At 66.8% G+C, this 24,183-nt stretch carries 19 protein-coding genes; 11 read left to right on the top strand and 8 right to left on the bottom strand.

The annotated features are described in order from the left end of the window. Positions 1-2: 2 nt before the first annotated feature. The 7 genes from FA89_RS15115 to FA89_RS15085 all read right to left on the bottom strand — a co-directional run bounded on the left by FA89_RS15115 (position 3) and on the right by FA89_RS15085 (position 10,333). Complete coding sequence (locus FA89_RS15115; protein WP_036141767.1) at positions 3-1,106, bottom strand: endo-1,4-beta-xylanase; 1,104 nt, start codon at positions 1,104-1,106, stop codon at positions 3-5. Continuing rightward, positions 1,093-2,319, bottom strand: coding sequence for a tetracycline resistance MFS efflux pump (locus FA89_RS15110; protein WP_036141764.1), 1,227 nt, complete (start codon positions 2,317-2,319; stop codon positions 1,093-1,095). Before FA89_RS15110 ends, FA89_RS15115 begins: the two co-directional genes overlap by 14 nt. A 28-nt stretch (positions 2,320-2,347) precedes the next feature. Then, complete coding sequence (locus FA89_RS15105) at positions 2,348-3,736, bottom strand: alginate lyase family protein (protein ID WP_051938840.1); 1,389 nt, start codon at positions 3,734-3,736, stop codon at positions 2,348-2,350. Positions 3,737-3,800: 64 nt separating this feature from the next. After that, positions 3,801-5,057: an MFS transporter gene (locus tag FA89_RS15100; RefSeq protein ID WP_036141762.1), complete on the bottom strand. Its 1,257-nt coding sequence runs from the start codon at positions 5,055-5,057 to the stop codon at positions 3,801-3,803. Positions 5,058-5,109: 52 nt separating this feature from the next. After that, positions 5,110-6,273, bottom strand: a complete 1,164-nt coding sequence (locus tag FA89_RS15095) for an ROK family transcriptional regulator (RefSeq protein WP_240003913.1) — start codon at positions 6,271-6,273, stop codon at positions 5,110-5,112. Between the two features lie 48 nt (positions 6,274-6,321). Beyond that, positions 6,322-7,611, bottom strand: a complete 1,290-nt coding sequence (locus FA89_RS15090; RefSeq protein WP_185754397.1) for a phosphodiester glycosidase family protein — start codon at positions 7,609-7,611, stop codon at positions 6,322-6,324. Beyond that, positions 7,601-10,333: a TonB-dependent receptor gene (locus FA89_RS15085; protein WP_051938838.1), complete on the bottom strand. Its 2,733-nt coding sequence runs from the start codon at positions 10,331-10,333 to the stop codon at positions 7,601-7,603. The genes FA89_RS15090 and FA89_RS15085 overlap by 11 nt, the downstream gene beginning before the upstream one ends. A 364-nt stretch (positions 10,334-10,697) precedes the next feature. Between FA89_RS15085 and FA89_RS15080 the strand changes: the two genes are divergently transcribed. The 11 genes from FA89_RS15080 to FA89_RS15030 all read left to right on the top strand — a co-directional run bounded on the left by FA89_RS15080 (position 10,698) and on the right by FA89_RS15030 (position 22,866). Further along, positions 10,698-11,156, top strand: coding sequence for a cytochrome P450 (locus FA89_RS15080; protein WP_036141759.1), 459 nt, complete (start codon positions 10,698-10,700; stop codon positions 11,154-11,156). Between the two features lie 134 nt (positions 11,157-11,290). Beyond that, on the top strand, positions 11,291-11,569 hold the full coding sequence (locus FA89_RS15075) for a hypothetical protein (RefSeq protein ID WP_036141756.1): 279 nt from the start codon (positions 11,291-11,293) through the stop codon (positions 11,567-11,569). A gap of 32 nt (positions 11,570-11,601) precedes the next feature. Further along, complete coding sequence (locus FA89_RS15070; protein WP_036141754.1) at positions 11,602-12,099, top strand: YciE/YciF ferroxidase family protein; 498 nt, start codon at positions 11,602-11,604, stop codon at positions 12,097-12,099. 326 nt (positions 12,100-12,425) lie between these two features. Beyond that, entirely contained in the window at positions 12,426-12,740 is a 315-nt protein-coding gene (locus FA89_RS15065; protein WP_036141751.1) for a DUF3247 family protein, read from the top strand. A 331-nt stretch (positions 12,741-13,071) separates the two neighbouring features. Then, positions 13,072-14,211: a metallophosphoesterase family protein gene (locus FA89_RS15060; RefSeq protein ID WP_036141748.1), complete on the top strand. Its 1,140-nt coding sequence runs from the start codon at positions 13,072-13,074 to the stop codon at positions 14,209-14,211. A gap of 29 nt (positions 14,212-14,240) precedes the next feature. Continuing rightward, on the top strand, positions 14,241-15,485 hold the full coding sequence (locus FA89_RS15055; protein WP_036144509.1) for an MFS transporter: 1,245 nt from the start codon (positions 14,241-14,243) through the stop codon (positions 15,483-15,485). Continuing rightward, complete coding sequence (locus FA89_RS15050) at positions 15,482-16,726, top strand: arsenic transporter (RefSeq protein ID WP_036141745.1); 1,245 nt, start codon at positions 15,482-15,484, stop codon at positions 16,724-16,726. Before FA89_RS15055 ends, FA89_RS15050 begins: the two co-directional genes overlap by 4 nt. A gap of 178 nt (positions 16,727-16,904) precedes the next feature. Next, a complete protein-coding gene (locus FA89_RS15045) occupies positions 16,905-19,733 on the top strand; it encodes a TonB-dependent receptor (protein ID WP_036141742.1) in 2,829 nt (942 codons plus the stop codon). Positions 19,734-19,751: 18 nt separating this feature from the next. Further along, the gene (locus FA89_RS15040; protein ID WP_036141739.1) at positions 19,752-20,708 is read left to right on the top strand and encodes a glycerophosphodiester phosphodiesterase family protein; all 957 of its coding nucleotides are present in this window, start codon (positions 19,752-19,754) and stop codon (positions 20,706-20,708) included. Then, the gene (locus FA89_RS15035) at positions 20,698-21,507 is read left to right on the top strand and encodes a DUF1868 domain-containing protein (RefSeq protein ID WP_051938836.1); all 810 of its coding nucleotides are present in this window, start codon (positions 20,698-20,700) and stop codon (positions 21,505-21,507) included. The genes FA89_RS15040 and FA89_RS15035 overlap by 11 nt, the downstream gene beginning before the upstream one ends. Before the next feature lie 123 nt (positions 21,508-21,630). After that, positions 21,631-22,866 (top strand): GGDEF domain-containing protein, encoded by a 1,236-nt coding sequence (locus FA89_RS15030; RefSeq protein WP_240003912.1) that lies wholly within the window; start codon positions 21,631-21,633, stop codon positions 22,864-22,866. A gap of 16 nt (positions 22,867-22,882) precedes the next feature. On the opposite strand, the gene FA89_RS15025 is transcribed toward FA89_RS15030, so the two are convergent. After that, positions 22,883-23,935, bottom strand: a complete 1,053-nt coding sequence (locus tag FA89_RS15025; protein ID WP_036141736.1) for a LacI family DNA-binding transcriptional regulator — start codon at positions 23,933-23,935, stop codon at positions 22,883-22,885. Between the last annotated feature and the right edge of the window lie 248 nt (positions 23,936-24,183).

The raw sequence follows: 24,183 nt of genomic DNA, 5'->3' as shown, positions 1-24,183 counted from the left end.
CGTCAGGTGGCTCGCCGTGCAAGGCAATGCGCCACGACCCAGCTCGCCGGCTTGATCTGTCCGTGCGGCCCGAACACCAGCGGCCTTTGGGCCGCCGGGCCCGTGGACGGGGTGGCGCCGGTGCGGTGCGCGCTGTCCCACACGCCCCAGGTCAGCACGGCCGACACGGTGCCGGTGCCGAGCACCAGGTCGAGATAGCGCTTGTACGTATCGGCCACGATGGCATCGCGTTCGGTGAGGGTGCCGGTCAGGTGGCTGTCGTCCACGTCCAGTTCGGTGACGTAGACGCGAAGACCCAGGTCGCGTACCTGTCGCAGGAACGCGGCGAGGCCGGGGCCGAAGCTTTGCGCATCCACGGCGCGCAGGTGGGACTGGATACCCAATGCATGGACAGGCACGCCACGTCGCTTCATCTCCCGCAGCAGGGTGAGCACGGCGGCGCGCTTGCGCATGCCGGACGGGGCGTCGCTCTCCAGGCCGTAATCGTTGTAGCAGAGCACGGCGTCGGGATCGGCGCGATGCGCGGCCCTGAAGGCCACATCGAGGTAGCCCGGACCGAGCATCCGGTACCAGAACGCGTTGCGCAAACCGCCGGGCTGTCCGTCATCCACCTGGATCGCCTCGTTGACGACATCCCACGACACGATCCTGCCTCGGTAGCGCCCGACCACGGCGGCGATGTGTTGCGTCAACACGCTTTCCGCGTTGGCGGGCGTGACGCTGCGCTCGACCCAGTCGGGCAAGGCGCGATGCCAGCACAACGTGTGGCCGCGCATGCCTTGACGGTGGGCGGCGGCGAACGCGGCGATGCGGTCGGCCGGTGCGAAGTCGTAACGGTCCTGCGCGGGATGTACCTCGGCCCATTTCAACGCGTTTTCCGGGACCACGATGCCGGCTTGTTTCGCCACGATGTCCTGGTAGGCCGGGTCGTTCGCGAGCGGGGCAGGATCCACCGCGAAGCCGAACGACAGCCCGTGCTCCGCGGCCACGGTGCGCAACGGACGGAAATCGTCGTCCGCGACGGCGGGACCCACACGCAGCAGCGGCGCGATTGCCAGGGCCCGCAGCGCGGTGGTGATGAAGCGGCGGCGATCAAGCGGTGTCATGTGTGGGCTCCCGGGGTATGGCATTAACGCGCACGCGCGTCATCACGATCACGGCACAGGCCAGTGCGAGCACGCCGGCGATGAGGAACGACACGCCTGGAAACCGGTGATCGATCCCCCAGGCCAGCACCTGCGTCAACAGCAACGGGCCGACGATCTCCGTCACGCTGCCCATCGCGCCCAGCCCACCCTGGAGTTGCCCTTGCCTTGTCGCGTCCACCATGCCCGACAGCATGGCCTGCATCGCGGCCATCGCCAGTCCGGACAGCGCGCTGGTGCAAAACAGGACATAGACCTGCCAGCTGGCCGTGACCACGGAAAACGCCAGGAACGACAGGCCGCCGGCTATCACGCCGATCAGTACCGCCTTGCGCTCGCCGAAGCGTGCGATCGCCGCCCCGGTCAACCCGCCTTGCACGATGGTGGCCGTCAGGCCGACGAAGGCCAGGCTCCAGCCGATGGCCGTCGCATCCCAGCCGAAGCGTGCCGTCGCCCAGAAGCTCCACGTGGCCGGGTAAACCATCTGCGCCAGTTGCCAGAGGAAGACGGCCACCAGCAGGGGTGCCGCATGGCCCGCATGGAAGAGCGGCCTGAACGCCCCGATGACATGGGCGTCGCGAAGGCGGAAAGGACGGCGATGCTCGCGGGCCAGCGTTTCCGGCATCGCCACGAGCATGACCAGCGCGTTGACCAATGCCAGCGCGGCGGCGGCATAGAAGGGCGCGCGCGGTCCCCATACCGAGAGCAATCCCCCGATCGCCGGGCCGATGATGAAGCCCAGCCCGAACATGGCGCCGATGAGCGCGAAAGCACCGCCACGTTTTTCCGCCGGCATCACGTCCGCGACCACCGATCCTGCCGGACCGTACACCGCGCCCGCGGCGCCGGCGATCGCGCGCCCCAGGAAAAGCCACGCGATGCTCGGCGCCAGCGCCATCACCGCATAGTCGATACCGAAGCTCAGCATCGAGGCGATCAGCACCGGTCGTCGTCCGAACCGGTCCGACAGGTTTCCCAGTATGGGACCGGCGATGAACTGCGCTCCCGCGTAGGCGACCAGCATGTAGCCGGCGAGTCGCGTCGCGTGCTCGATATCCGTGTGACCGAGGCTCGTGAGCAGGGCAGGGAACACCGGGATGACGATGCCGAAGCCGATCGTGTCGATCAGCACCGCCGCCAGGACCATTCCTATCGCCTTGTTCTCGATGCGCATGCGGTCTTCCGGTAACGGTGCGGGTCGATCAGCGCTGCACGGAGCATGTGGCGCCGGCAGTCGCGGGAGCCGGACCGAAGGACGCGGCGGAGCAGTCGACGGCCTGCCCGACGCCCACCTCGCGGTAGTGCCACATTCCCCGGGCCCCATACGCTACCAGACCCGTTCCCTCGGCGACGTGGCAGACCGCGCCCTCCGAGGCGCAGGCGGCAAAGCCCTGCGGCACGTCGCCCGTACCCCTCGGCGCCATCTTGCGCGTGAGATCCTGGGAGAACATCAAGGTGCCGAATCCGTTGTTGTCGGCATTGGGCGTGCGCCCCTCCGGGCGAAGCTTGAGCGCGGCCTGCTGCGTGTACGGTGCGGCCACGTCGCTTCGGTGGAGGTAATGGTTGGCTACCATTTCGTACACGGGACGCAGGTCGCCCCGGTCGATGTTCGAGATACTGTCGTGGCGGTATTTGCCGGTGGTATCCACCATCGGGGTGAAGATCACCTCGTGGAAGAGGTTGTACGACGCGACGTATTCGAAGCCGGCGAGCAGGCGGTTCCCGTGCGCGGCATACAGGTCGAAGCCCTGGGCCCAGGCCACTTCGGCCACCTCGGCGAGATTGCCGATGCCCAGCTGGGTATGCGCCTGGTCACGCCCGCTCTCCTGGGTCTCGCCCTTGGCGTCGATGACGTAATGCGTCAGCGATCCGTTGGACGGTCCGTTGTAGTAATAGTCCAGCGCGCGGTTGAACATCGGCCAGTCGTTCGTATACACGCCGATGGCCATCATGGTCTTCATGCAACTCGAATCCCAGTTGCCGTTGGCATAGGGGGCGAAGTTGCCGATGACCGGATAGAAGACGCGGCGGAACATGTCTTCCGACGCCTTGACGTCGGCGTCCGCCCAGCGGGCGTCGCTGTGGCGAATCAGTTCCGCGGCGGCGACGAACTTGAAACCGTCCAGGCCGGCCGCCAGTGGCGCATCGGCTCCTTCGATCGAGACCAGGTTGCCGGACCACGCGTTCAGGATGTTCATGGCGTTGGCGGCGTAGCGCGGATCGTCGCTGAGCACCCACATCACCGCTTGCTGATAAGCCGCATTGGCATCGTCGTCGAACTCGATCATGCACATCGCTTTCGCCGGCACGTCGCGCACCACGTGTGGACAATGGCCGCCCCGTGCACGATAGGTCGGCGACGAAAGCTTGTCGGCGTGCAACGCCGCATAGCCGCTGGCCCATGGTTCCTGTGAAAGATGCGATTTGATCCGGGCGATGTCGCTCGCGGTGTGCATGACGCCCGGGTGGACAAAGGTAGCCGCGGCCTGGGCCTGCACGGTGCCGGCGGCGCACGCCAGCAACGCGGTGGTCAGGGAGGCCAGATACCGCGGGACGTCGCGACGGATACCGGTGAGACGGTGGCGAGTCATGGGGTGTCCGATGGGAGTTGTCGGGAAGTTGCGAAAAATCGTTTTTTATTGCGCTAGCGGCCGTCTAGATCGCAAGCGCGTGGCTGCGTGTGTTCACGGTCAGGCAGGCGAGGGCGCCGACAATGACAGCGCCGGTCATCGCCTGCAAGACGCCGTGACTATTCGCGGCGTGGTAGTCCGATCCATGCAGCACCCAGCCGCTGGCCAGCGCGGAAGCCGCCAGGCCGAGCTTGGCGGTGAAGGTCAGCCACGCCATCGTCGTGGCCGGAGCGAAGCGGGTCGATCGCTCGGTCGCCATGCCCGCTGCCAGCGACCATAACCCCAGCAGCACGCCGCCGCACGCCGAGCCGTAAACGAAGCCGGCCAGCAGCAGTACGTCGCCGCCTTGGTCGGCGACCCCACGGAAGACCACGACGGCCGCCAGCATGGCGCCGGCAGCGATGCGCAGCATGCCGGGCAGCGTGGTGCGGCGGGATACCCAGACCCACGCCGGTTGCGCGATGACCGTGCCGGCCGCGATGGCCAGCAGCAGGTAGGCCACGTGCGCGTGATCCGACGAGGCGACGAAATAGACCTCGAGGCGGCCGAACAGGGAGGTTCCCGCCGAGACGATGAACATCGCCGGCAGCATGCGCGAAGGTTGCATGCCATCGCGCGTAGGCGAGGTCGCCGGTCGCGCTGCGAAAGGCGTCGCGTCGCCGACATCGCGCGATCCCGCATCCAGGTGCCGACGCAGCACGACGGCGGTCAGCGTCGCGATCAGCGATACGGCGATGGTGAAACCGGCGAAGATCAGGCCCGCCGACGCTTTTTCGTGGACCAGCAGTGGCGCAAGCACCCCGGTGACCAGCATGGCCGCGACGCCACCAGCTACGTAGCGGGTCGAGGCCAGTGCGGTGCGTTCGCGATCGTCTTCGGCCAGCATGGCCAGCAGCGCGTTCTGCGGCACGTCGATGAAGACATAGGCGATACGAAAGCAGACGACGCCCGCGACGGCCAGCGCCCCGTGGGCGACCGGCGGCAGCAGGCCCGACAGGCCGAACGCCACGAAGGCGGCACCGCAGGCGAGCGTGGCCCATGCCTGGACCTGGCCGGCCTGCGGCACACCAAGGCCCCGTCGGGTCAGGAGCCATGCGGCGACGATGTCCAGGACGGCGGACAAGGCCATGCTCACCGCGAGGACACGCCCGGCATCCAGGGGCGGCATCTTCCATGCCTCGGTCAGTACATAACCGAAAAGCAGTTCGGCCGTGTGCCAGAAAAGGCTTTTCCCGCCATGCGCGCCGCCGTAACGGATCAGCCGCTGTCGTTCCAGGTTCACCCGAAGCCCCACTTGTCGTGCGGAAGGGTGTCCATGGTAGGGCCCTAGTGTTTCACCAGAAAAAACATTCCTTGAAGGGCAGGCTGGCCGCACCGAGCGCCACGGGGTCGTGGGGGGCATCGGCCAGCACCACGGCCGGCAATGGGCGCCCATGGCCGCGGCGCGACACGTTGTCGATGACGATGCGCGCGGCCAGCCGTGCCGCCAGGTCGGCCGGGGCACGTCCACCGAGCACGATGGCGGCGGGGTCCGCGATGGCGACCACGGCCGAACTCACGGCGGAAAGGCCCGGCGCCACGCGGTCCAGCCAGTGTTCGATGCCGGGCCACGCCGGGTCGTAGCCGTCGATCAGGGCCTGCACGGTGGGCAGGTCGTGGCCGTCCTCGACCAGCATGCTTCGCAGGGTTTCCAGGGCGGCGCGCTCGTGCCCCAGCGCGGGCAGCATGCCGGCAAATTCACCCGAGTTGCCGTGATGACCGCGGTAGCAGCGCCCATCGAGGATCATGCCGCCGCCGAAACCGTGGCCGAAGAAATAATAGGCGAAGTCCCGATAATCACGGCCGACGCCGTAAAGGCTTTCGCCGATGGCCGCCACGCTGCCGTCGTTGTCCAGCCAGACCGGATAGCCGGTAGCCTCCGACAACAACACGTCCAGTTCGATCAGCGCGATATCGTCGAGCGCCGAGGGCGGGTTCATCCGCGATCCCTCGCCGATGAAGAAGCCGGTGGTGCCCACGCCCACGCCCAATACCCGTTCGACCGGCACGCCCGTGCGCCGCACCAGCCGGCCCAGCAAGGTGTCGATGCGTTTGACCAGTGCTTTCCGGCCGGTCGTGGCTAGCGTCTCGTCGTGGCGGATCAGCACGTTCCCCGCGAAATCGATCAGGCACAACGACATCGAGTCGGTGGTGATCGATACGCCGGCCGAATAGGCGAACGCCGGGTCGAGGGTTATGGCCACCGCCGGCTTGCCACGTCCTACCGAGATGGTTTCGCCCATGCACAGCATGCCGCGCTCGACCAGTTCGTCGACCAGCCGCTTGATCGACTGGGCCGTGAGTCCCGTGGCCCGGCCGAGATCCGCCCGCGTGGTGGTGCCATGGTGGCGGACGAGGTCGAGCAGGTCGCGCTCGTTGTGGGAAACCGTATCGGCGGAGTCCGGCGCACGCAGGAACTGCGGCGCCACCTGGCTGGCAAGGGGAGTGGGAGCGGGCATGGGTGGGCAGGGTTCCTCGTTTCGGCGGCGCTGGCCGCATCGATTATGTCACTGCGGATCGAAGCGCAGGCCGAGGTGGTTGCCCACGGGTCGCTCGCGACCGGGAATGCCGGTGTGGATGGGACTGTTGACGATCGCGGCCGCGCCGTTCCGGCGCAGCACCATCGTCGACGAACCTCCCCCGTCCAGGTTCATGGCCGAGCTGGCCCCGAGGTCGCGCAGCAGCGCGGTCATTTCCTGCAACGGCATGCCTTCGCTGTAGCCGGTCTGGCGACCGTCGACGATCACCAGCCACAGGCGTCTGGCGGCCTTGTCGATACCGATCGCCGTGCGTGGCTCGTTGTCCTTGTAGTAGTCCACGCGTGGGCCTCCCAGCAGACGCTCCTTGCCGTCCAGCATCAGGATCGGGCCGGCACCGACCGCCTCGGTGGTTCCAGCGGGGCATGCCTTCGCGGCAATGACCAGGCGGGCACCGTGGATGCACAGCGAGCCGTCCGAGCGCGCGTCGGTGTTGTCGTAGCCGGAATCCAAATGACCCTGCGACATCGACACGCCATCCACCGTCACCGGCTGTCCGGCCTGCGCGACGTATGGCTTGTCGAGCAGGTGGCCGCCATCGAACGGCAGGAAATAGGTGGCATTGACTGCGGCGTCCAGGTGTTCGCTCTTCGCGAAGGCGGTCGTCTTCGTGGCGACGAACTCGGTCGGCTTGCCGTCGCCATCGTGTCCCGGTTGCCCGGGCGTCACAACGAAATGCAGACCGGGCCGGGTGAGGTCGACCTCGAGGATATGCACCATCATCGGCCGGGGCGACGACACCTGCCGGCACGAGTAAAGCAGCCCCGGTCGTACCTTCGTCGGCGCCACGTCGCCCACCGGCCGGTCGATCATCGGCTGGACGATGACACGGCCGACGGATGCATGGCCGGCGACGGCGTGCTGCACCGTATCGAGCAGGTCCGGCGATACCTGGAGCAAGAAACGCGGTGCGCCCGTAAGGTCCAGCACCTCGCCCAGCGGCACGCAGGCTGTGCCTTGCACGCAGGGCGCCGTGGCGTAGGTGCTGGCGGCCATGGCGTCACCGTTCGCATTCGCACGCACGGACAGCACCAGCCAGGGTACGTGTCGGCGGCTGCACTCGGCGATGGCGGCACGTACGTCGTCGGGCTGTGCGCCCCAGCACCCTTCAGTCGCCAGTGTGGGCAGTGGGACGAATGGCGCAGGCGTGGCGGTACCGGCAAAGGCTACGCCGGCGACGGTAAGGCACGCCACGGCGTTTGATACGGCAAGCGCCAGCGCGGTCATGCCACGGCCGGGCGAAACACGCTTAGAAGACATAGTTGACGCCCACGAAGTACGCACGGCCGTTGTCGAGTTCTTCCTTGACCAGGTCCTGCCCCGGCCCGAGCAGGCGCGTCGGTCGTGCATTGGTGAGGTTCTTTCCCTGCACGAGCGCGCTGAGGTGCGGAGTGAAGGCGTAGCGCACCTGGGCGTCGTAGGTCAGCGTGCGTGCGTAGTACACGTCGTTGACCGCATTGTCGGTAGCGAAGCTGATCGGCATCTTGCCGGTTCGGTTCGCGCTCAGCTGGGCATTGAACGCGCCGGCCGTGTACAGCAGCGAGGCATTGAACACCGCCTTGGCAGCGCCGGTCAGGGCAGGCAGTGTCCGCTGGCTGCCGTCGCTCATGGTGATCGACGGGCCGGTCATGTCCAGCAACGTGGCGTTGAAGGTGCCGCCCAGGGCCTGCAGCGGCCCGGGCAGGAAGTCGAAGCGCAGGTCGACCAGACTGAACTCGAGGCCCTTGACCCGTGCACTCGCTGCATTCTGCGCCTGGGTGGTGGTGACCAGGTAGGTGCCGGGCAGTCCGGCGGGATCGACCTGCGACTGCGTGCTGGAGAGGTTGATGATCTCGTTGCGGATGTGCTTGTCGAACGCGGCGAGCGACAGCATCGCGTCCGGCGTGGCGTACCACTCCAGCGACAGGTCGTAGTTGCTCGACTCACGCGGCGCCAGTGCCGGATTGGCAAGGGTCTGCGAGATCGTGCCGCCCGCCAGGCTCACCGTCGGTACGCCATTCTGCGCAAGCGCGGCATACGAGGGACGCGCCAGTGTCTTGCTGGCGCCGCCGCGCAGCACCAGCGTCGGATCGATGGTGTAGGTGAACACGGCCGATGGCAGCCATTTGCCGTAGCTGCTGTCGCTGGTCTGCCGCACGGTGCGGGTCAGGCTGTTCGCCGGCTGCGGCACGGCGTTGATAATGGTCTGGCCGGTATGTTCATAGCGCACACCGGCCGTGGCCGAGATCGCATCGCCGCGGTAGCCGACCATGCCATACGCGTTCTGCGTGGTCTCATCGAGGTTGAAATCGCCGATGGCGCTGTTACGGGCGTTGGTCGATGCCAGCGCATAGTTACCCGGATGGGCGAGGAAATAGGCGGTTGCCTTGGCTGGATCGATCAGCAGCAGGGTCTGGCCGGCGCCATCATAGGGACGGTACAGGGTGTCCTCGATGCCGATGGTGCCCAGTGAGACGAGGCGCGTCGGTACGTAGCCGACCTCGTCAAGGTCGTAGCGCTGCTGGCGGCGAATCGATTGGGCGCCTGCCTTGTAGCCCCAGCCGCTGGCGTCCTCCTGAAGGTTATGCGTGAAATCGGCCTTGAGCGTGCCGGTGCCCAGACGACTGCGCTCGTCGCGGGAGAGATAGCTGGTTTGCGCGTAGCTAGCGGGATTCATGAAGTACGCCGTGTTGAACGGCGTGAACAGGCCCGTGTCGCCGGGTGTCGCGCCGTAGCCGAAGCCCAGACTGGGTGATGACGCGCTGGTGAAGACATCCTCCTGCGTGGTCTGCCGGTAACTGCCCACCGCATAGTTGGCCGTTACGTCGAGCTGGCTGTGCTCGGCCGGCTCGTAGGTGCCGCCCAGTTCCGCGTACTTGATGCGGCGTACCTGGTCGTAGTGGTCGAAGTCGGCCTGCGCGGCGCCTCGCGCAAAGCTGCCGGTGGTTGGCGAGGTCAGCGTCGCCGGGCCGACGCGCGAGAGGAATTGCGAGCGCCGCTGTTCGTCGTTCTCGTGCTGGAAGAAACCGCCGGTGAGGTGCGCGCGGGCGTTTTCCAGGTTGTCCCACTCGAGCTTGCCGAACACCGACTCGCGCGTGCGGACGTTGTCGTAGCTGAGCCAGCGGTGTCGATCGGGTACTGCCACCAGGTCGTCCACGTTATCGGATGGACGCAGGACCGAGCCGGTGCCGGCCGCGTTCTGGCGCAGGGAGGCCAGCCGTTGCGTGCCACCGCTGTAGGGGTAGTAGCCGTTGCTGTCCATGGCCGTGTCCAGCGACGATGAATCGCGCCGGAAGTAGCTGGACGACAGCACGAAGCCGAGGTGCTTGTCCGGGCCGAAGCGGTTGCTCACCGTGACCTCGGCCTGGCCCGATGGCCTGGAGCTGCCTACCACGCGCTGGTTGGCCCAGCGCGACAGGTTGGCGCGCGCGGAAGCGAACAGGCCCGGCACATCGAACGCGCTGCGTGTGCGCAGGTTGGTCACACCACCGATGGCATCGGCGGGGAGGTCCGCTGTGACCGACTTGTAGATGCTGACCTGCTGCGCCAGCGAAGAGGGCAGGACATCCAGCGATACGTTGCGCGTCGTCGTCTCCGTGGAGGGCAGGGCGATATCATCGACCGTGACGGTGTTGTAGTCAGGGTTGAGGCCACGCAGGTTGAGGAACTGGGCCTCGCCACGCCCGTTATTGATGGTCATGGCCACACCGGGGATACGCTGCACCGCCTCACCCAGGCCGAAGTCCGGGATGGAGCCGATCTCGTCGGAAGAGATGCCGTCGGAGATGACCGGCAGAGCACGTTTTTCCGCCACCGCTTTCTGCAGCGACAACGCTTTGCCCGTGACCGTTACGGCGTCGAGCGACGTGCTGGCCGTGGACGGGGCGGTCGTCGGCGGCGTGGACTGCGCCATCGCCTGCCCGATGGCAAACGACAGGATGGTGCCGGCCCAGGGCCAGCGGGCGGAGCGGCGTCGCCCCGGATCGGAACACTGATGAGCCATGCGATTCCCCGTTGAGTTCGGCACAGGTATCTGTGCACGCCGGCATGTTACTCACGTAAAGTTACTTAATTCTTACGACCCAGGGATGTGAAGGGTTTACCTCCGCGGTTCGACCTGTGTACGCGCGTCGGAGCGGCATTTACCCGTCGCATGGAAACGTGGCGCACTGGCGACTACATCCGCTTTCACACCGAGGTGGAGGCCGCGCTGACAGAAGCCGTGCTGGCCTGGGTAGGGGGCACCGTGGACTCACAACGTCGGCAGCGGACACGTGAACTGTCGACCATGATCGATGGCGCCGGCAACGTGCTGGGCCATGCGATCGAAGGTCTGATCCGCCGCCGACGGACGGAGCAATGGCTGCGTGACGCGCCTCGCCGACGTGGTGAATGCGAGCGACATCGTGCTGCACTCGTTCATCGAGGAGGTACGGCGCTTCTATCCCTTTTTCCCCGCTGCGGGCGGACGCGTGGCGCGACCGTTCACATGGCGCGGGATGAGCTTCGACAGGGACGAATGGCTGCTGTTGGATCTGTATGGCACCAACCACGATCCCCGTATCCATGATGATCCCGGCCGCTTTCGGGCGGATCGTTTCCTGCGTCAGCCGAACACCTGCATGGTCGCGCAAGGTTTCGGGCCGCTGCGCCAGGGTCACCGGTGCGCGGGCGAGGGTGCCACCGTCGCGCTGCTGGCGACGCTGTTGCGTACATGGCGACACGCGTCTCGCGTGACGTTGCCCGATCCGGATGCGCCCATACCTACCTGGCGGATTCCGACGCTTCCGCGCCACGGCGTGCTGATGCGCGTCGAAGCGGACTGAGCCTCGATGCGACAGCCCCTGAATCTTTTTCCGACCATCGGCAATTTCTTCCTGGAACCCTGTTAAGGGGCGGGTGTAACTAATTGATTATCAGTGACTATGTGGCATGGCATGCATTTTGGTTAGGGACCGGTATGACTATCTCTCCCAATCATTGCGAAACCCTCTATCTCCCCCTGGCGCAGCCCAATCGCGCGTTCGCCTGGGAGGTGTTCCACGGCTCCCATCGCATGGGCGCGTTCTCCTCCCAGGACGAATGCTTCCGCCATGCGCTGTACCTGGCCGGGTGCATCGGTCGACAGAAGAACCGTCCGGTTCGCCTGAAGATCGAGGACGGGGTCGAGGGCTGGACCACGATCGAAGGCTATGTCCCGGGCGGCCCGGTGTGTCGGCCCATGCCTGTGAGCGCTTGACCGCTTCACCCCCACCCCGAAGAGAGGAACCCATGGCTATCAAGTCTATCGACGACCTGTTCATCCACGAGCTTTCGGACATCTACAGTGCCGAGAAGCAGCTGACCCGCGCGCTGCCCCGGCTTGCCCGCGCCGCCACCGCGCCTGAACTCAGGCAGGCGTTCGAGACCCATCTGGAAGAAACCCAGGGGCAGGTAGAGCGTATCGACCAGGTGGTGGAGACGCTTGGCATACGCCTCAAGCGAGTCAAGTGCGTAGCGATGGAAGGCCTGGTGGAGGAGGCAAAGGAAATTATCGACGGCATCGTCGAAGGCCCGCTGCGCGACGCGGCATTGATCGGTGCGGCGCAGAAGGTCGAGCATTATGAGATCGCGTCGTACGGCACGCTCTGCGCCATCGGCAAGCAACTCGGTTACAAGGATACGGTGGGTCTGCTGCAGGACACGCTCAAGGAGGAGAAGGCCACCGACGAGAAGCTGACCATGCTGGCCGAGCGGGCGGGCAACCAGAGGGCGGCCGAGCAAGGGTGAGTGTGGCCTTTGCACGGTCATGTGGTCTGATCGATTTCGCCCGGTCCGTGGACCGGGCGTCTTTTTTTACTGTCTCAGCGCGCCCGCACCGGGGCGGTCCACTCGGTTCGTCCGCAGTGTGGGCACATGTTGCTATCGGCGTGGGCGGGCGCGCCACAGCAGGCGCATATCGACATGCATTTGCCTAACGATGTCGGCGCGGGCCACGCGCCTCTGCGTTCAGCGTCGTCGAAAGCCTCCGCACGGACCGTTCACGCGTTTTAACGCCTCGGCTCCGATGCTGCACGCTGGATATGTCCGACCCTGTCGGCGCGGAGCGAACCGAAATGAACCTGAGCACCAACGAAAGAAACGGTGTCACTGATGCGGGTGAGGTGGGCCGGATCAAGGCCCTCGTGCGAACGCTGGCCTTCAACGCGAAGGTGCGCCTGCATCTTCGGGACGGCAGTACCGTGTTGGGCATCGTCGCCGTGCCGCCGACCGTGCAGACGTTTCGCGATGCCCAGGGCAACGAGGGCATCGACGGCACGGTGAAGCTGGAGGACCCGCAGCAGCCTGGTTGGGACGGACTGGTCTGGCTCAACGACATTGAGTCCGTGGAGCATCTGGACTCGGTGACGATGGACGCGAACAAGGCATAAAAAACCTGTCGCGCCAGGCACTCTGGGGGGGAGGGAGGGAGCCTGGTGCGGCAGGGCGACCATGACCAAGACGCAGGTGCAGTGTGTCGCCCGCGCGGCTTTGCTCGCGACCCTGCCAGGTGAAACTGCCCTCACTAACCTGACGGCGCGAGGACGGGCGCCCCTCGCAAATTCCGGTGTCCGTTTACAGGACACCGCCCCGTCCCCACAGGGGACACCGGTGCCTCTCGTTTCCCCCGGTGCCGCGCAGGCACGGGGCATCTGCCGCATGGCACGCTTGCTGCAACCGGTTTCGTAGCGGATCCCCACCGCGTCGAAACGGAGCAAGTTCATGCGAATGCTGACCTGGATCCATGTAGGTGACCTGCATGCATCCGACGAAGACGGCTACGAAAGCCTGTCCCACCTTTCCGCCGTCGTGGACGACATCAATGCGCGCATGCGGCATGGCGTCGATTTCGCCTTTCTCCCCGGTGACAACGCGAACCATGCCACGGCCGAGCAATACGCGCGTATCCGCGCCGTGCTCGAGGGCATGCCGCTTCCGCTCCACGCCATCCCTGGCGACCACGATTTCGAGGATGGCGACCTGGTCGCGTTCCATGAGGGCCTGGATGCCGACCCCTTGCCGCGCCGCGTCGCGATCAACGGGCGCGCCTGCCTGTTCCTGGATGTGGTGTCGGCGGGAGCGGGAGGCCCTGATTTCCGGCTTGGCGACGCCCAGCATGCGTGGCTGGCGAATGAGCTGACGCAGGCAAAGGCCAGCGGCGCTGCGCCGCTGGTCTTCATGCATGCCTATCCTGGCGATCTTGCCGAGGGTGGCGAAGCGGTCGCTCGCCTGTTCGCCGAGGCGGGCGTGGCGTTCGTCGACACCGGGCACACCCACTACAACGAGTTGCTCAACGACGGTGCGGTGCTGTACGGCGCCACGCGTTCCACCGGGCAGATCGAGGAGGACGACGGCGCCCCCGGCTACACGGTGGTCAATGTCGACGAGGGCGTGGTCAGCTGGCGCTTCTGTCGTCTGCGCGATCCGCGGCCCTTCGTCATGATCACGCAGCCGGCGGATGGCCGGCTGGTGACCGACCCGGCCTCGCGCCAGGTCGTGGCGGCCTCCGGCGCGATGCGCATCCGCGCCAAGGTGTTCGGGGAGGACATCCGCTCGGTGACGGCGAGCTTGCCGGGTGGCCCGACGGTCGCCATGTCGCCCGTGGCGGGCGAGCCGTGCGTCTGGGAGGCTCATGTGCAGGGGTCTGCCGTCGAAACAGAGGCGGATATCACCGTCGTGGCGACCGATCGCCACGGCGCCGTGGGCGACGACACCATTCAGGCGCTCACGGCCGCGGAAGCGACCCGGCGGGAGCGGCAGGACGCGGCCTTGGGCAGCGACGCGCATGCCGTGGAGGCGTGGCCCGCGCACGGCATCCTGGGCAGCCAGCTGGGCCCCAACAAGAACGGGCGGCACTGGTGAGCGCCGTGGATCGCGCGCCGGCCGCTCACATGCCCGGGCAGCGTCCTCTGGAGGCGCTCAACTTCTTCATCGCCGACGTACAAGCGGGCATCGGCCCCTTCCTCGGCGTCTTCCTGCAGTCGCTGGGCTGGACCACGGGTGCCATCGGCAGCGTGATGACCATGGGCGGCGTGGCTGGCCTGCTGGTGACGGCGCCCGCAGGCGCGGTCATCGACGCCACGCGCGCGAAGCGCATGGCCGTGGTCGTATCCGCCCTGTGCACGGTGCTTGCGTCGTGCATCGTGTGGTTCACCCATTCGTTCGCCACCGTGGCGATCTCGCAGGTCGCGACGGCGATCGCCGGTGCGCTGATCGGTCCCGCCATTGCCGGCATCACGCTGGGCATGGCGCGTGCACGTGGCTTCGACCGGCAGTTCGGGCGTAACCAGGTGGCCAACCACGCAGGTAACGTGATCGGTGCTTCCTTGTCGGGCTATGTCGGCTGGAAGTTCGGGTTCGGCGGTGTGTTCGTCGTGGCCGGTGTCTTCGCCGCGCTGTCGATCGCCGCGGTGCTGCTCATCCCCGCCAAGGCCATCGATCACCGCGCCGCGCGCGGCCTGGAAACCGACGCCGACGATGACGCTGCACCCTCGGGATTTTCCATCCTGCTGACCTGCCGGCCATTGCTGCTACTCTCCGCGTCGCTCGCCTTGTTCCACCTCGGCAACGCGGCGATGCTGCCGCTGTATGGCATGGCCGTGGTCGCCGGTCACCAGGCCGATCCCAGCGCCTTCACGGCATTGACCATCATCGTCGCCCAGCTGGTGATGGTGGTGGCGTCGCTCGTGGCCATGCGGATGATCCGTTCCACCGGCTACTGGTGGGTGATCCTCATCACCTTCCTGGCGCTGCCGGTACGTGGTCTCGTGGCTGCGCTGTTCATCGGCCACTGGGGCGTGTACCCGGTGCAGATACTGGATGGCATCGGCGCCGGCCTGCAAAGCGTCGCCGTGCCCGCGCTCATCGCGCGGCTGATGCAAGGCACCGGGCGTGTCAACGTGGCCCAGGGCGCCGTCATGACCATGCAAGGCGTTGGCGCGGCGCTCAGCCCGCTGCTCGGCGGCATGATGGCCCAGTCCATCGGCTACCGGGGCGCGTTCCTGGTCCTGGGCGGCATCTCCGTGGGCTCGCTCGCCCTGTGGTTCCTCAACCGTCATGCACTACATGAGGCATGCGGTCATCCCGGCAGCGTTACGCGCGATCCTCGCCTCGCTAACGCAGGGGGTGCGGCATGAGCGCGCCGTGGCTTGCCTGGGGGATCGTCGGCGCGGCTACTGCGGGCGTCGTCGGCCGTCCGTTCAAGTGGCCCGAAGCGATCTGGGCCGTCGGCGGCGCCGTGGCCGTGGTGGTGCTGGGTTGCCTGCCGGCCGGGGCTGCCGCCTCGGCCGTCATGAAGGGCATGGACGTCTATCTGTTCCTGACCGGGATGATGCTCCTGTCCGAACTGGGCCGGCGCGAGGGCCTGTTCGACTGGATGGCCGCCGTCGCGGTCAACCACGCACACGGGTCGTCCACCCGGCTGTTCGTGCTGGTGTACCTCACCGGCATCGTCACCACCACGTTCCTGTCCAACGATGCGACGGCGGTCGTACTCACGCCCGCGGTGTTCGCCATTGCGCGGCGGGCCAAGGCCGAGCCGCTACCGCTGCTCTTCATCTGCGCCTTCATCGCCAATGCGGCCAGCTTCGTGCTGCCGATCTCCAACCCCGCCAACCTGGTGCTGTACGCCGGCCATGTGCCGTCGCTCGGCGCGTGGCTGGCACGGTTCGGCCTCGCTTCGCTGGTATCCATCGGCGTGACCTTCGCCGCGCTGTACCTGACCCAGCGTGGCAAGCTGCGCGGATCGTGCGAGACCCAGGTAGACGTGCCGCGCCTGTCGGGCCACGGCAAGCTCACGCTGGCCGCCATCGCCGCCACGGCCGTGGTGCTGATGGCCGTGTCCGCGTGGGACGGCAGCCTCGGCCTGCCTACCGCGATCATGGGCGTGCTCGCCCTCGTGGTCGTGTCATGGCGGAAACGCGAAAGCCCGCGCGCCGCCATCGCTGGCGTGTCCTGGGGCGTGCTGCCGCTGGTGGCAGGCCTGTTCGTGCTGGTGGAGGTGCTGGTCACCACCGGCGTCGTGGGGATGCTGGCGCACGGCCTGCAGGACCTGGCCTCGCGCAGCGTCACCCTCGCCGCGTGGGCGGCTGGCGCGGCCACCGGGCTCGGCGGCAACCTGGCCAACAATCTCCCCGTCGGCCTCCTGGCCAGCGCCACACTGGCCCAGGCGGAGGCCACGCAGCACGTCGTGGATGCCACGCTGGTCGGCGTGGACCTGGGCCCCAACCTGTCCATCACCGGCTCACTCGCCACCATCCTCTGGCTGCAGGCCATCCGGCGGGAAGGGGAGGCCGTGGGCTTCTGGCAGTTCCTGAAGACCGGGACCGTGGTGATGGTGCCCGCGCTGCTGCTGACGCTCTGGTGCGTGATTCGGTGAAGCGGTAGGCAGGGGCGTGGCGTACGAGCGCACGCACGTGCGCGACATACGTCCCTAGCCCCCCAAGCCCAAGGAAATAATTCCGCAACATCCCCTGGTTAGCCTTGATGCAATCGGTTGCAATACATTCCATTCCAGGGGCTTCACCGTGAACGACACTCGTATCCTCCGCAAAACCATGCTGGCGTGCCTCGTTGCGGCGTGGTGCCAGGGCATCGCTGCGCAGTCCGCTTCCGTGCCGCCCGTTGAGGTGCCGCCTACGCCGGCACCGGCTGACGACAAGGCGCAGGCGGGGGATGCGCAGAAGCTCGACGGCATGGTGGTGACCGGTATCCGGCGCGCCAATGATGCGGCCATCGACAGCAAGCGTGCCAGCACCAATATCTCCGATGTGGTCAGCGCGACGGACGTGCGGGCCTTGCCCGATGCCACCATCGTCGAGGCGCTGCGTCGCGTGCCGGGTATCTCGGTTCTGCCGGCGACGGACAACGAGCACCCGCGTGACGAAGCGGCTACGCCGGTTATCCGGGGCCTGGGCCCTTCGTACAACAACGTGACCATCGACGGTCTGACCATCGCGTCACCGGGAACGCCCAACGGTAACCTCGGCTCGATCACGCGCGGCGTGCGGCTGGACATCCTGCCATCCTCGATGGTCAGCGAGCTGCAGGTGGTAAAGACCTTCACTCCCGAGTTGGATCCCAATGCCACCGGCGGGGCCATCAACCTCAAGACGCGCAGCGCGTTCGAGAACGGTGGCAAGCCCTTCTTCACGATGGAGACCTCGGCGGGGCACGCGAGTGAGAACGGCCGTCCCGGCAATCAGGACGATCCGGGCTATCGCTTCAACGCCACGGGCAGCACGACGTTCGGCGACGAGCACCAGTATGGCGTGACGCTGTCGGGTAACTACCAGACGCTGAGCAGCTACACCGAAACGCACATGACCACCGACACGATCCAGGAGAGCTTCTACGGCAACAACGGCCTCCTGCAGTCGGGCGCCGCGCTCGGCAACGGCTACGCGGTGCCGCAGCAGGACAAGTACTGGTACGTCGACGACAAGCGTGACCGTTACGGCCTCACCGGCAAGTTCGAGGCGAAATTCAGCGACGACGTGCAGGGCTACGCGACCGCCGGCTACTACTCGTTCAAGGACGATATGCAGCGCAACGAAGTCATCATCGACCCGCGCAACCGCAATGTCGTGGCGAACCAGACCCCGACCTCCGGCACCTATCCGGTGGGCGATGTCGAGGTGGGCTATTCCAACCAGGTAATCACCTCGCGCACGAAGCTCTTCCAGACCGGCCTGGACTGGCATGTGGACGATCGCCAGGTGCTAAGCGCCAAGGCGTCGTGGTCGGATGCCACCTATGACGAGCCGATCCAGATGTACAAGTACATCACCGGGGCGGTGCGCCCCGCCGCGGTACCGACCGGCACCACCGGCCCCGGCGTGACCGTCAACCCGACGTCGGCCTATGGCTTCACCTACGACACCTCGCAGTTCAACCAGCGGTTCCCGGTGTCGCCGCAGTCGTACTACAACTACGGCAACTACAGCCTGCTGTACTGGCGCCCCGACTACAAGCGCACCGCGGAGGACAAGATCCTGACCGGGCGGCTGGACTATGCGTTCAACCGCGACGAATCCGATCGCGGCTTCGGTTTCGGCGCCGGCGTGTCGTATACGACGGACAAGCCGGGTTACAGCGTGTACCGCGACGAGTTCCAGCCGAACGCCACGGCGCCCGCGCTGAACATCGCCGATGTATTGGCACCGTCGAACGCACCCATGCGTTACCTCGGTCTCAACCTGATCACGATCGATCCGAAGAAGGCCAACGCCGCGTTGCGTGCGGTGCCGCTCAGCGCCTTCAACGCGACCGACCAGTCGTCCTTCAGCAACCAGGACAACTTCTCCCACCAGGAGAAGATCTTCGGTGCCTACGGTGACGTGGGCTATCGCTCGGACAACCTGGATATCCTGGCCGGCCTGCACTACGACGGCACGCGCCAGTCCACGGTGGGTCGTGAGCGCCAGCTCGATCCGAGCACGGGCCTGTACGGCTACGTGGATGCACCGACCCACTCGCGGTACAGCTACCTGCTGCCGTCCGCGATCATGACCTACCACATCAACGACAACCTGGACCTGCGCGCGGCGGCCAGCCGCACGCTCGGTCGGCCGCCGTACGACGCGTACGCAGCGCGCACCTCGATCGGTTTCGTCAACACGGGCGATGTCGGCAACCCGAATGCCCAGGGCGTCACGGTCACCATCGGCAATCCGCAGATCAAGCCGCGCGTGTCGACCAACCTCGACCTGGCGCTGGACTGGCAGCTTCCCGGCGACTACGACGGCATGCTGTCGGCGGCGGTGTTCAACAAGCGCATCCAGAACGAGATCTTCACGCTGTCCAGCCTGGGCACGTTCGCGTACAACGGCACCACGTACAACAACGTGTTCATCAGCACGCCGTCCAATGCGTCGAAGGCGCACATCCGCGGGCTGGAACTGTCCGGTGTGCTCAACTCGCTCGAACCAATCGTGCCGTGGCTGTCGTCGTTCGGCGTCAGCGGCAACGTCGCCATGCTGGACGGTGGCCTTGAGGTGCCCTACAGCACCGGCACGACGACCATCGCGCAGCAGAGCCGGCATATCGACCGCCTCGTCGGGCAACCCAACTACACGGCCAACGCGTCGGTGTTCTACACCCATGACGGCCTGGAACTGCGCGCGGCCTTCAACCGGCAGGGCAAGGCGCTGCGCTCGGTGGTCAGCAACATCGCCTGGCAGGACCTGTACTGGGCACCGCGTTCGCAGCTGGACGTGTCGGCCACCTATGCGATCACCCCGTCGCTGAGCGTCCTGGCGCAGGTGAGCAACGTGACCCATACCCGCATCACCAGCTTCGTCGGCCCCCGCGAAAACCTGCTGAAAGACAGCTACTCGGTCCCCACGACATACTGGTTCGGCGTGCGTTACACGCCCAAGCTCTGATCCCGAGGAAAGATACCCATGCATCCCACGTTTCCGGCCCTGGGCATCGCCCTGTTGGCGATGGCCCTGCCGCTGCAGGCCGCCCCCACGTCCATGCAGGCGACCCAGGCGCGGCTGGCGCGCCCGGACGGTGGGCTCATTGTCGTGGCCCACCGGGGTTGCCATAACCCCGCGCCCGGTCATGGGCTTGCCGGCCATGCGCCCGAGAACTCGCTGGCCGGGTTGCAGCGCTGCATTGCCATCGGTGCGGACATGATGGAAACGGACGTGCGCAAGGCGGCCGACGGCACCCTGGTGATGTTCCACGACGATACAGTGGACCGGACGACGGACGGCCACGGCAAGGTGGCCGACCTCACCTGGGCCGACCTCTCGCAGCTGCGCCTGAAGGACGACGAAGGCCAGCCGGGCATGGCCCTGACCGACCTGCATCCGTTGTCGCTGGCGCAGATACTGGCCGCGGCGAAGGGGCGCATCATGCTCAACCTCGACGTGAAGGCGGCCGTCTACGTCGAGACGGTGGACGCGGTGCGCCGCGCGGGCATGGAGCGGCAGGTGGTGGTGAAGACGGAAGTGGGCGTGGACAGCAGCCCGTTGGCGGCGATGTCGCCGTTTGACCACGTCAACTTCATGCCCATCCTCATGAATGCCCACGGCGACGCCGACCTGGCCGCGATCGCGACGAAGCAGGGCGAGGGCGGCGCACGACCGGTGGCGTTCGAGCTGCCGCGCATGCAGGCCGCGCAGCTCGCACCCGTGGTGGTCGCCGCGCGCCGCCTGCACGTGCGGTTGTTCGTCAACACGCTGTGGCAGGGCTTCGTGGCCGGCTACGGTGGCGACGCCGATGCCCTGGCGAATCCGGATGCCGTGTGGGGGCGCCTGTTCCGCGAAGGCGTCAGCATCATCCAGACCGACGAGCCCGAGGCCGTGCTGCGCTACCGCGATGGCCTGGAGGGCGCGGCCCATGCAGGCTGATACCCCAACGACGGGAGACGACCTGCCGGATGCGGCGCGCCGGAACTGGATAGCCCTCGGCGGCTCGGCCCTGGCCGGGTTGTCGTTGCTGGCGCCGATGGCGCCCGTGGTGGCCACGCCGCGCACGGTGGGCCACAAGTTCCTGGCCAACCGCCAGGTGCATGCCTTCGCCGGCAATACCGTGATCTGCCATGTACCGCAGCAGGATGCCGGCTTTGCCGCGTTCGACGCGTTGCTGGATATCTACCGCGAGTTTCCCGCCCAGGCCTTCATGGAAAAGGTGGCGGTCCTGCCGCCGTCGAGCTACCACATGACCGTGCTGGGCTGCGCGGACGACGAACACCGCACGGCCGGGGTCTGGCCCCAGGACGTGCCGACCGACGCCACCATGGCGCAGTGCGACGCGGCGCTGGCCGGCAAGCTTGCGCTGTTCGACCTGGGCTGCGCCTTGCCGCTGCGGATGCGGGTGGACACGCAGCGGGCCGGGCCCACCGAGGGCCTGCGCATCGAGATGGTGCCCGTGGATGGGGCGGAGGAGGCGAAGCTGCGCCGGCTACGCGACCGGTTGTCGGAGGTCACCGGCATCCGCGCGCCCGACCACGACAGCTTTACCTTCCACATATCGCTCGGCTACCTGGTGGCGGACCTGACCGCCGACGAGCGCAAGGCGTTCGAGGCGGCCCGCCGGCGCTGGCATGCGGACCTGGCAAGCAAGGTGCCGGTATGGAACCTGGGCGCACCGGAGTTCTGCACCTTCAGGGACATGTACGCCTTCCGGCGGCGCTTCTACATCACCTGATGACGAAAACCATCCAGAAACGGGTACGGCGGCCGATACACGGGGTGTAGCCTTGGTAAGAAGGGCTCGCTCTATACTTCGCGCCGGGCGAACGCCCGTCACTCGTCAGGGTTGGTGATCTACGTGGAATGGCTCGCGGCGCAGGCGCATGCCGGCACCTTGCTCATCATCAATGCGTTGTTCTCGACGCTGTCCGCCATCATGTTCGCGGCCCTGCACGTCGCGCTGCGCAAGCGTCGCTACATCCAGGGCATGCTGTGGATGGCGGCCAGTCATGCCGGCATAGCCGCGGGCTTCATCGTGTTGATCGTGCCCGCATTCCGTGTCGTCGTGATCGGGTCGAGCGTGGTGGGCAACCTCCTGATCGACCTGGGCACGACGTTCTCGCTCGTTTCGTTCTGGCTGTATCTCGATCGCCCGTTCCGGATATGGCCGCTGATCGTCCTGGTCTCGGTGATGGGGCTGCTCGAAGTGATCTACGTGGGCGTGGTGGGCCAGCTTTACCAGTTCATGATCCCGGCCGGCACCACGCTGCGCGGCATGCTCACCGTGGCGGCCGGCGTCATGCTCTGGCAATGCCGTGACGAATCCCGTCGCGCCGCGGCACGGGTGGGCGCCGCGTTCCATTTCCTCTGGGCGCTGGCGCTGCTGGCGCGTTGCCTGTGGTGGCTGGCCCATGCCGACATGGTTATCGGTGTCGATCCCACCGCGAACTTCGGCCTGCTGACCCGGCTGCTCCTGACCTGGGTCATCACGCCGGGGTTCCTGTGGATGCTGACCCGGCAGTTCGATGCCGAACTGGTCCGGTATGCCAGCCAGGATGCGCTGACCGGGTTGTCCAATCGCCGGGTCATCTGGGAGCTGGGCCAGCGTGCCGCCGTGGATGCGTCACGACGGCGCCAGCGGATCGGGGTGGTGATGATCGACGTCGACCATTTCAAGGGGATCAACGATCGCTGGGGCCATGTCGGCGGCGATGAGGCCCTGGTCGCGATCGCCGACCGGCTGCGCTTGCATGTGCCGCCGCCGCACCGGTTGGGCCGCGTGGGCGGCGAGGAATTCATGGTGTTGCTGCTGGATGCCGACGATTGGGCGGCAGGACTGGTCGCCGAACGACTACGCCAGGCGGTGGAAGGCGAACCCATCCTGCTCAACGCGCGCGACAGCCTGGCCTGCACGGTCAGCGTGGGGCTGCACGTGGCGCAGCCGGGCGAGGCCTGGAACGACATGGTCATGACGGCCGATAGCGCCCTGTACGCGGCCAAGCGGGGCGGGCGCAACCGGGTGGTGGTGTCATCGGCCGGCGGGTCGCCCACGGTGGCGATCGAGTCGAGGACCGCGACGGGCCAGGGTTACTGAGGTCGCGGCGGCAGCTTCAACTGCTGGCGCGCGCGACCAGTTCCGTCGGCAGCATGGGCTCGTCCGCCACGGCTTCGCCGGCGATGAGCCGGGTCAATGCATCGACCAGCGCCACGCCGCCGGCATGGATGGGCTGTCGCACCGTGGTCAGCGGCGGATTGAAGTGCGCCGAGATGCCCACGTCGTCGTAGCCGATGACGGATACGTCGCCAGGTACAGAGATGCCGTGCTCGTGCAGGACGCCCACGGCCGTCATGGCCAGGAGGTCGCTGCTGGCGAAGATGGCATCGATGGCATGGCCTTCTTTCATCACCGCCTGCATGACCTCGCGCCCCGAGTCCGGCAGGAACGACGTCGCCTTGATCCGGCGCGCGCCGAGGGATGCGCCGCCGGCCTTGAGGGCCTCGGTGAAGCCCTTGAGGCGCAGGGCCACTTCCGGTAGCTCGCGGTCACCCAGGAAGATGGCCTGCGTGCGGCCCTTCGCCACCAGATGCTCGCCGGCAAGGCGGCCGCCCAGCCGGTTGTCGCCACCGATGCTGCAGTATTGCTGCCCGGGAAGGTGGGCACCCCAGACCACGAACGGTACGGACCGGGCGGCCAGTTCGTTCAGCGCCTCGTGCTGGCGCCACTGGCCGATGAGGATGACGCCTGCGGCGCGGCCGCCGTCGACGATGGCGGCGATTGAATCGATGTGGTCGGCGGGAACGCGCGTGAGCAGCATTTCCAGCCCGCGCTCGGTCAGCGCGTCGGCCAGGCTGCCGATCATGGCGTGGAAGAAGGGGTCGGCGAAGGTCTGGCGGCAGTGGTCCTCGTAGGGCACCACGACGGCGATGGTGCGGTTGGTGCCGGAGCGCAACTCCACCGCCATCCGGTTGATCGTGTACTTGAAACGGGAGGCGACCTCGCGGACGCGCTCCCGGGTTTCCTCGCTGATGAGCGCGCTGCCGGCCAGTGCGCGCGATACGGTGGACTTGGACACGCCGCTCAGGCGGGCGATGTCCGCCATCTGCATCTTCTGTCTTGCCTTCGCTGGAGCGGTCTTCTTCGGCGTGCTTTTCTTGGGCGGCATGGCGGGCGCGTAGGGAACCTGACGGGAATACCGGGGATAGTGACCGCCCGGCCCGTTAAACTCAATTCCGCTCCGGCACGTCATCGGCGCGATGCTGAACGCCTTGGCGAAGCTCTCCCAGGGACGTGGTAGCGCCCCGAAGCCCGAAGGCCGCCCACACTTTCGCAAGTTCCTGAGGAATGACGCCTGGGGCTTGATTGCGATAGACGTTATAACATAACGTCGCAGCCGGACGCCTCGTGGGGTCC

Origin of the sequence: Luteibacter sp. 9135, from assembly GCF_000745005.1 — a bacterium.
In the GTDB taxonomy this organism is placed as follows: domain Bacteria; phylum Pseudomonadota; class Gammaproteobacteria; order Xanthomonadales; family Rhodanobacteraceae; genus Luteibacter.
The sequence above is the reverse complement of the archived record's forward strand: the minus strand, read 5'-3'. Positions and strand labels throughout refer to the sequence as shown.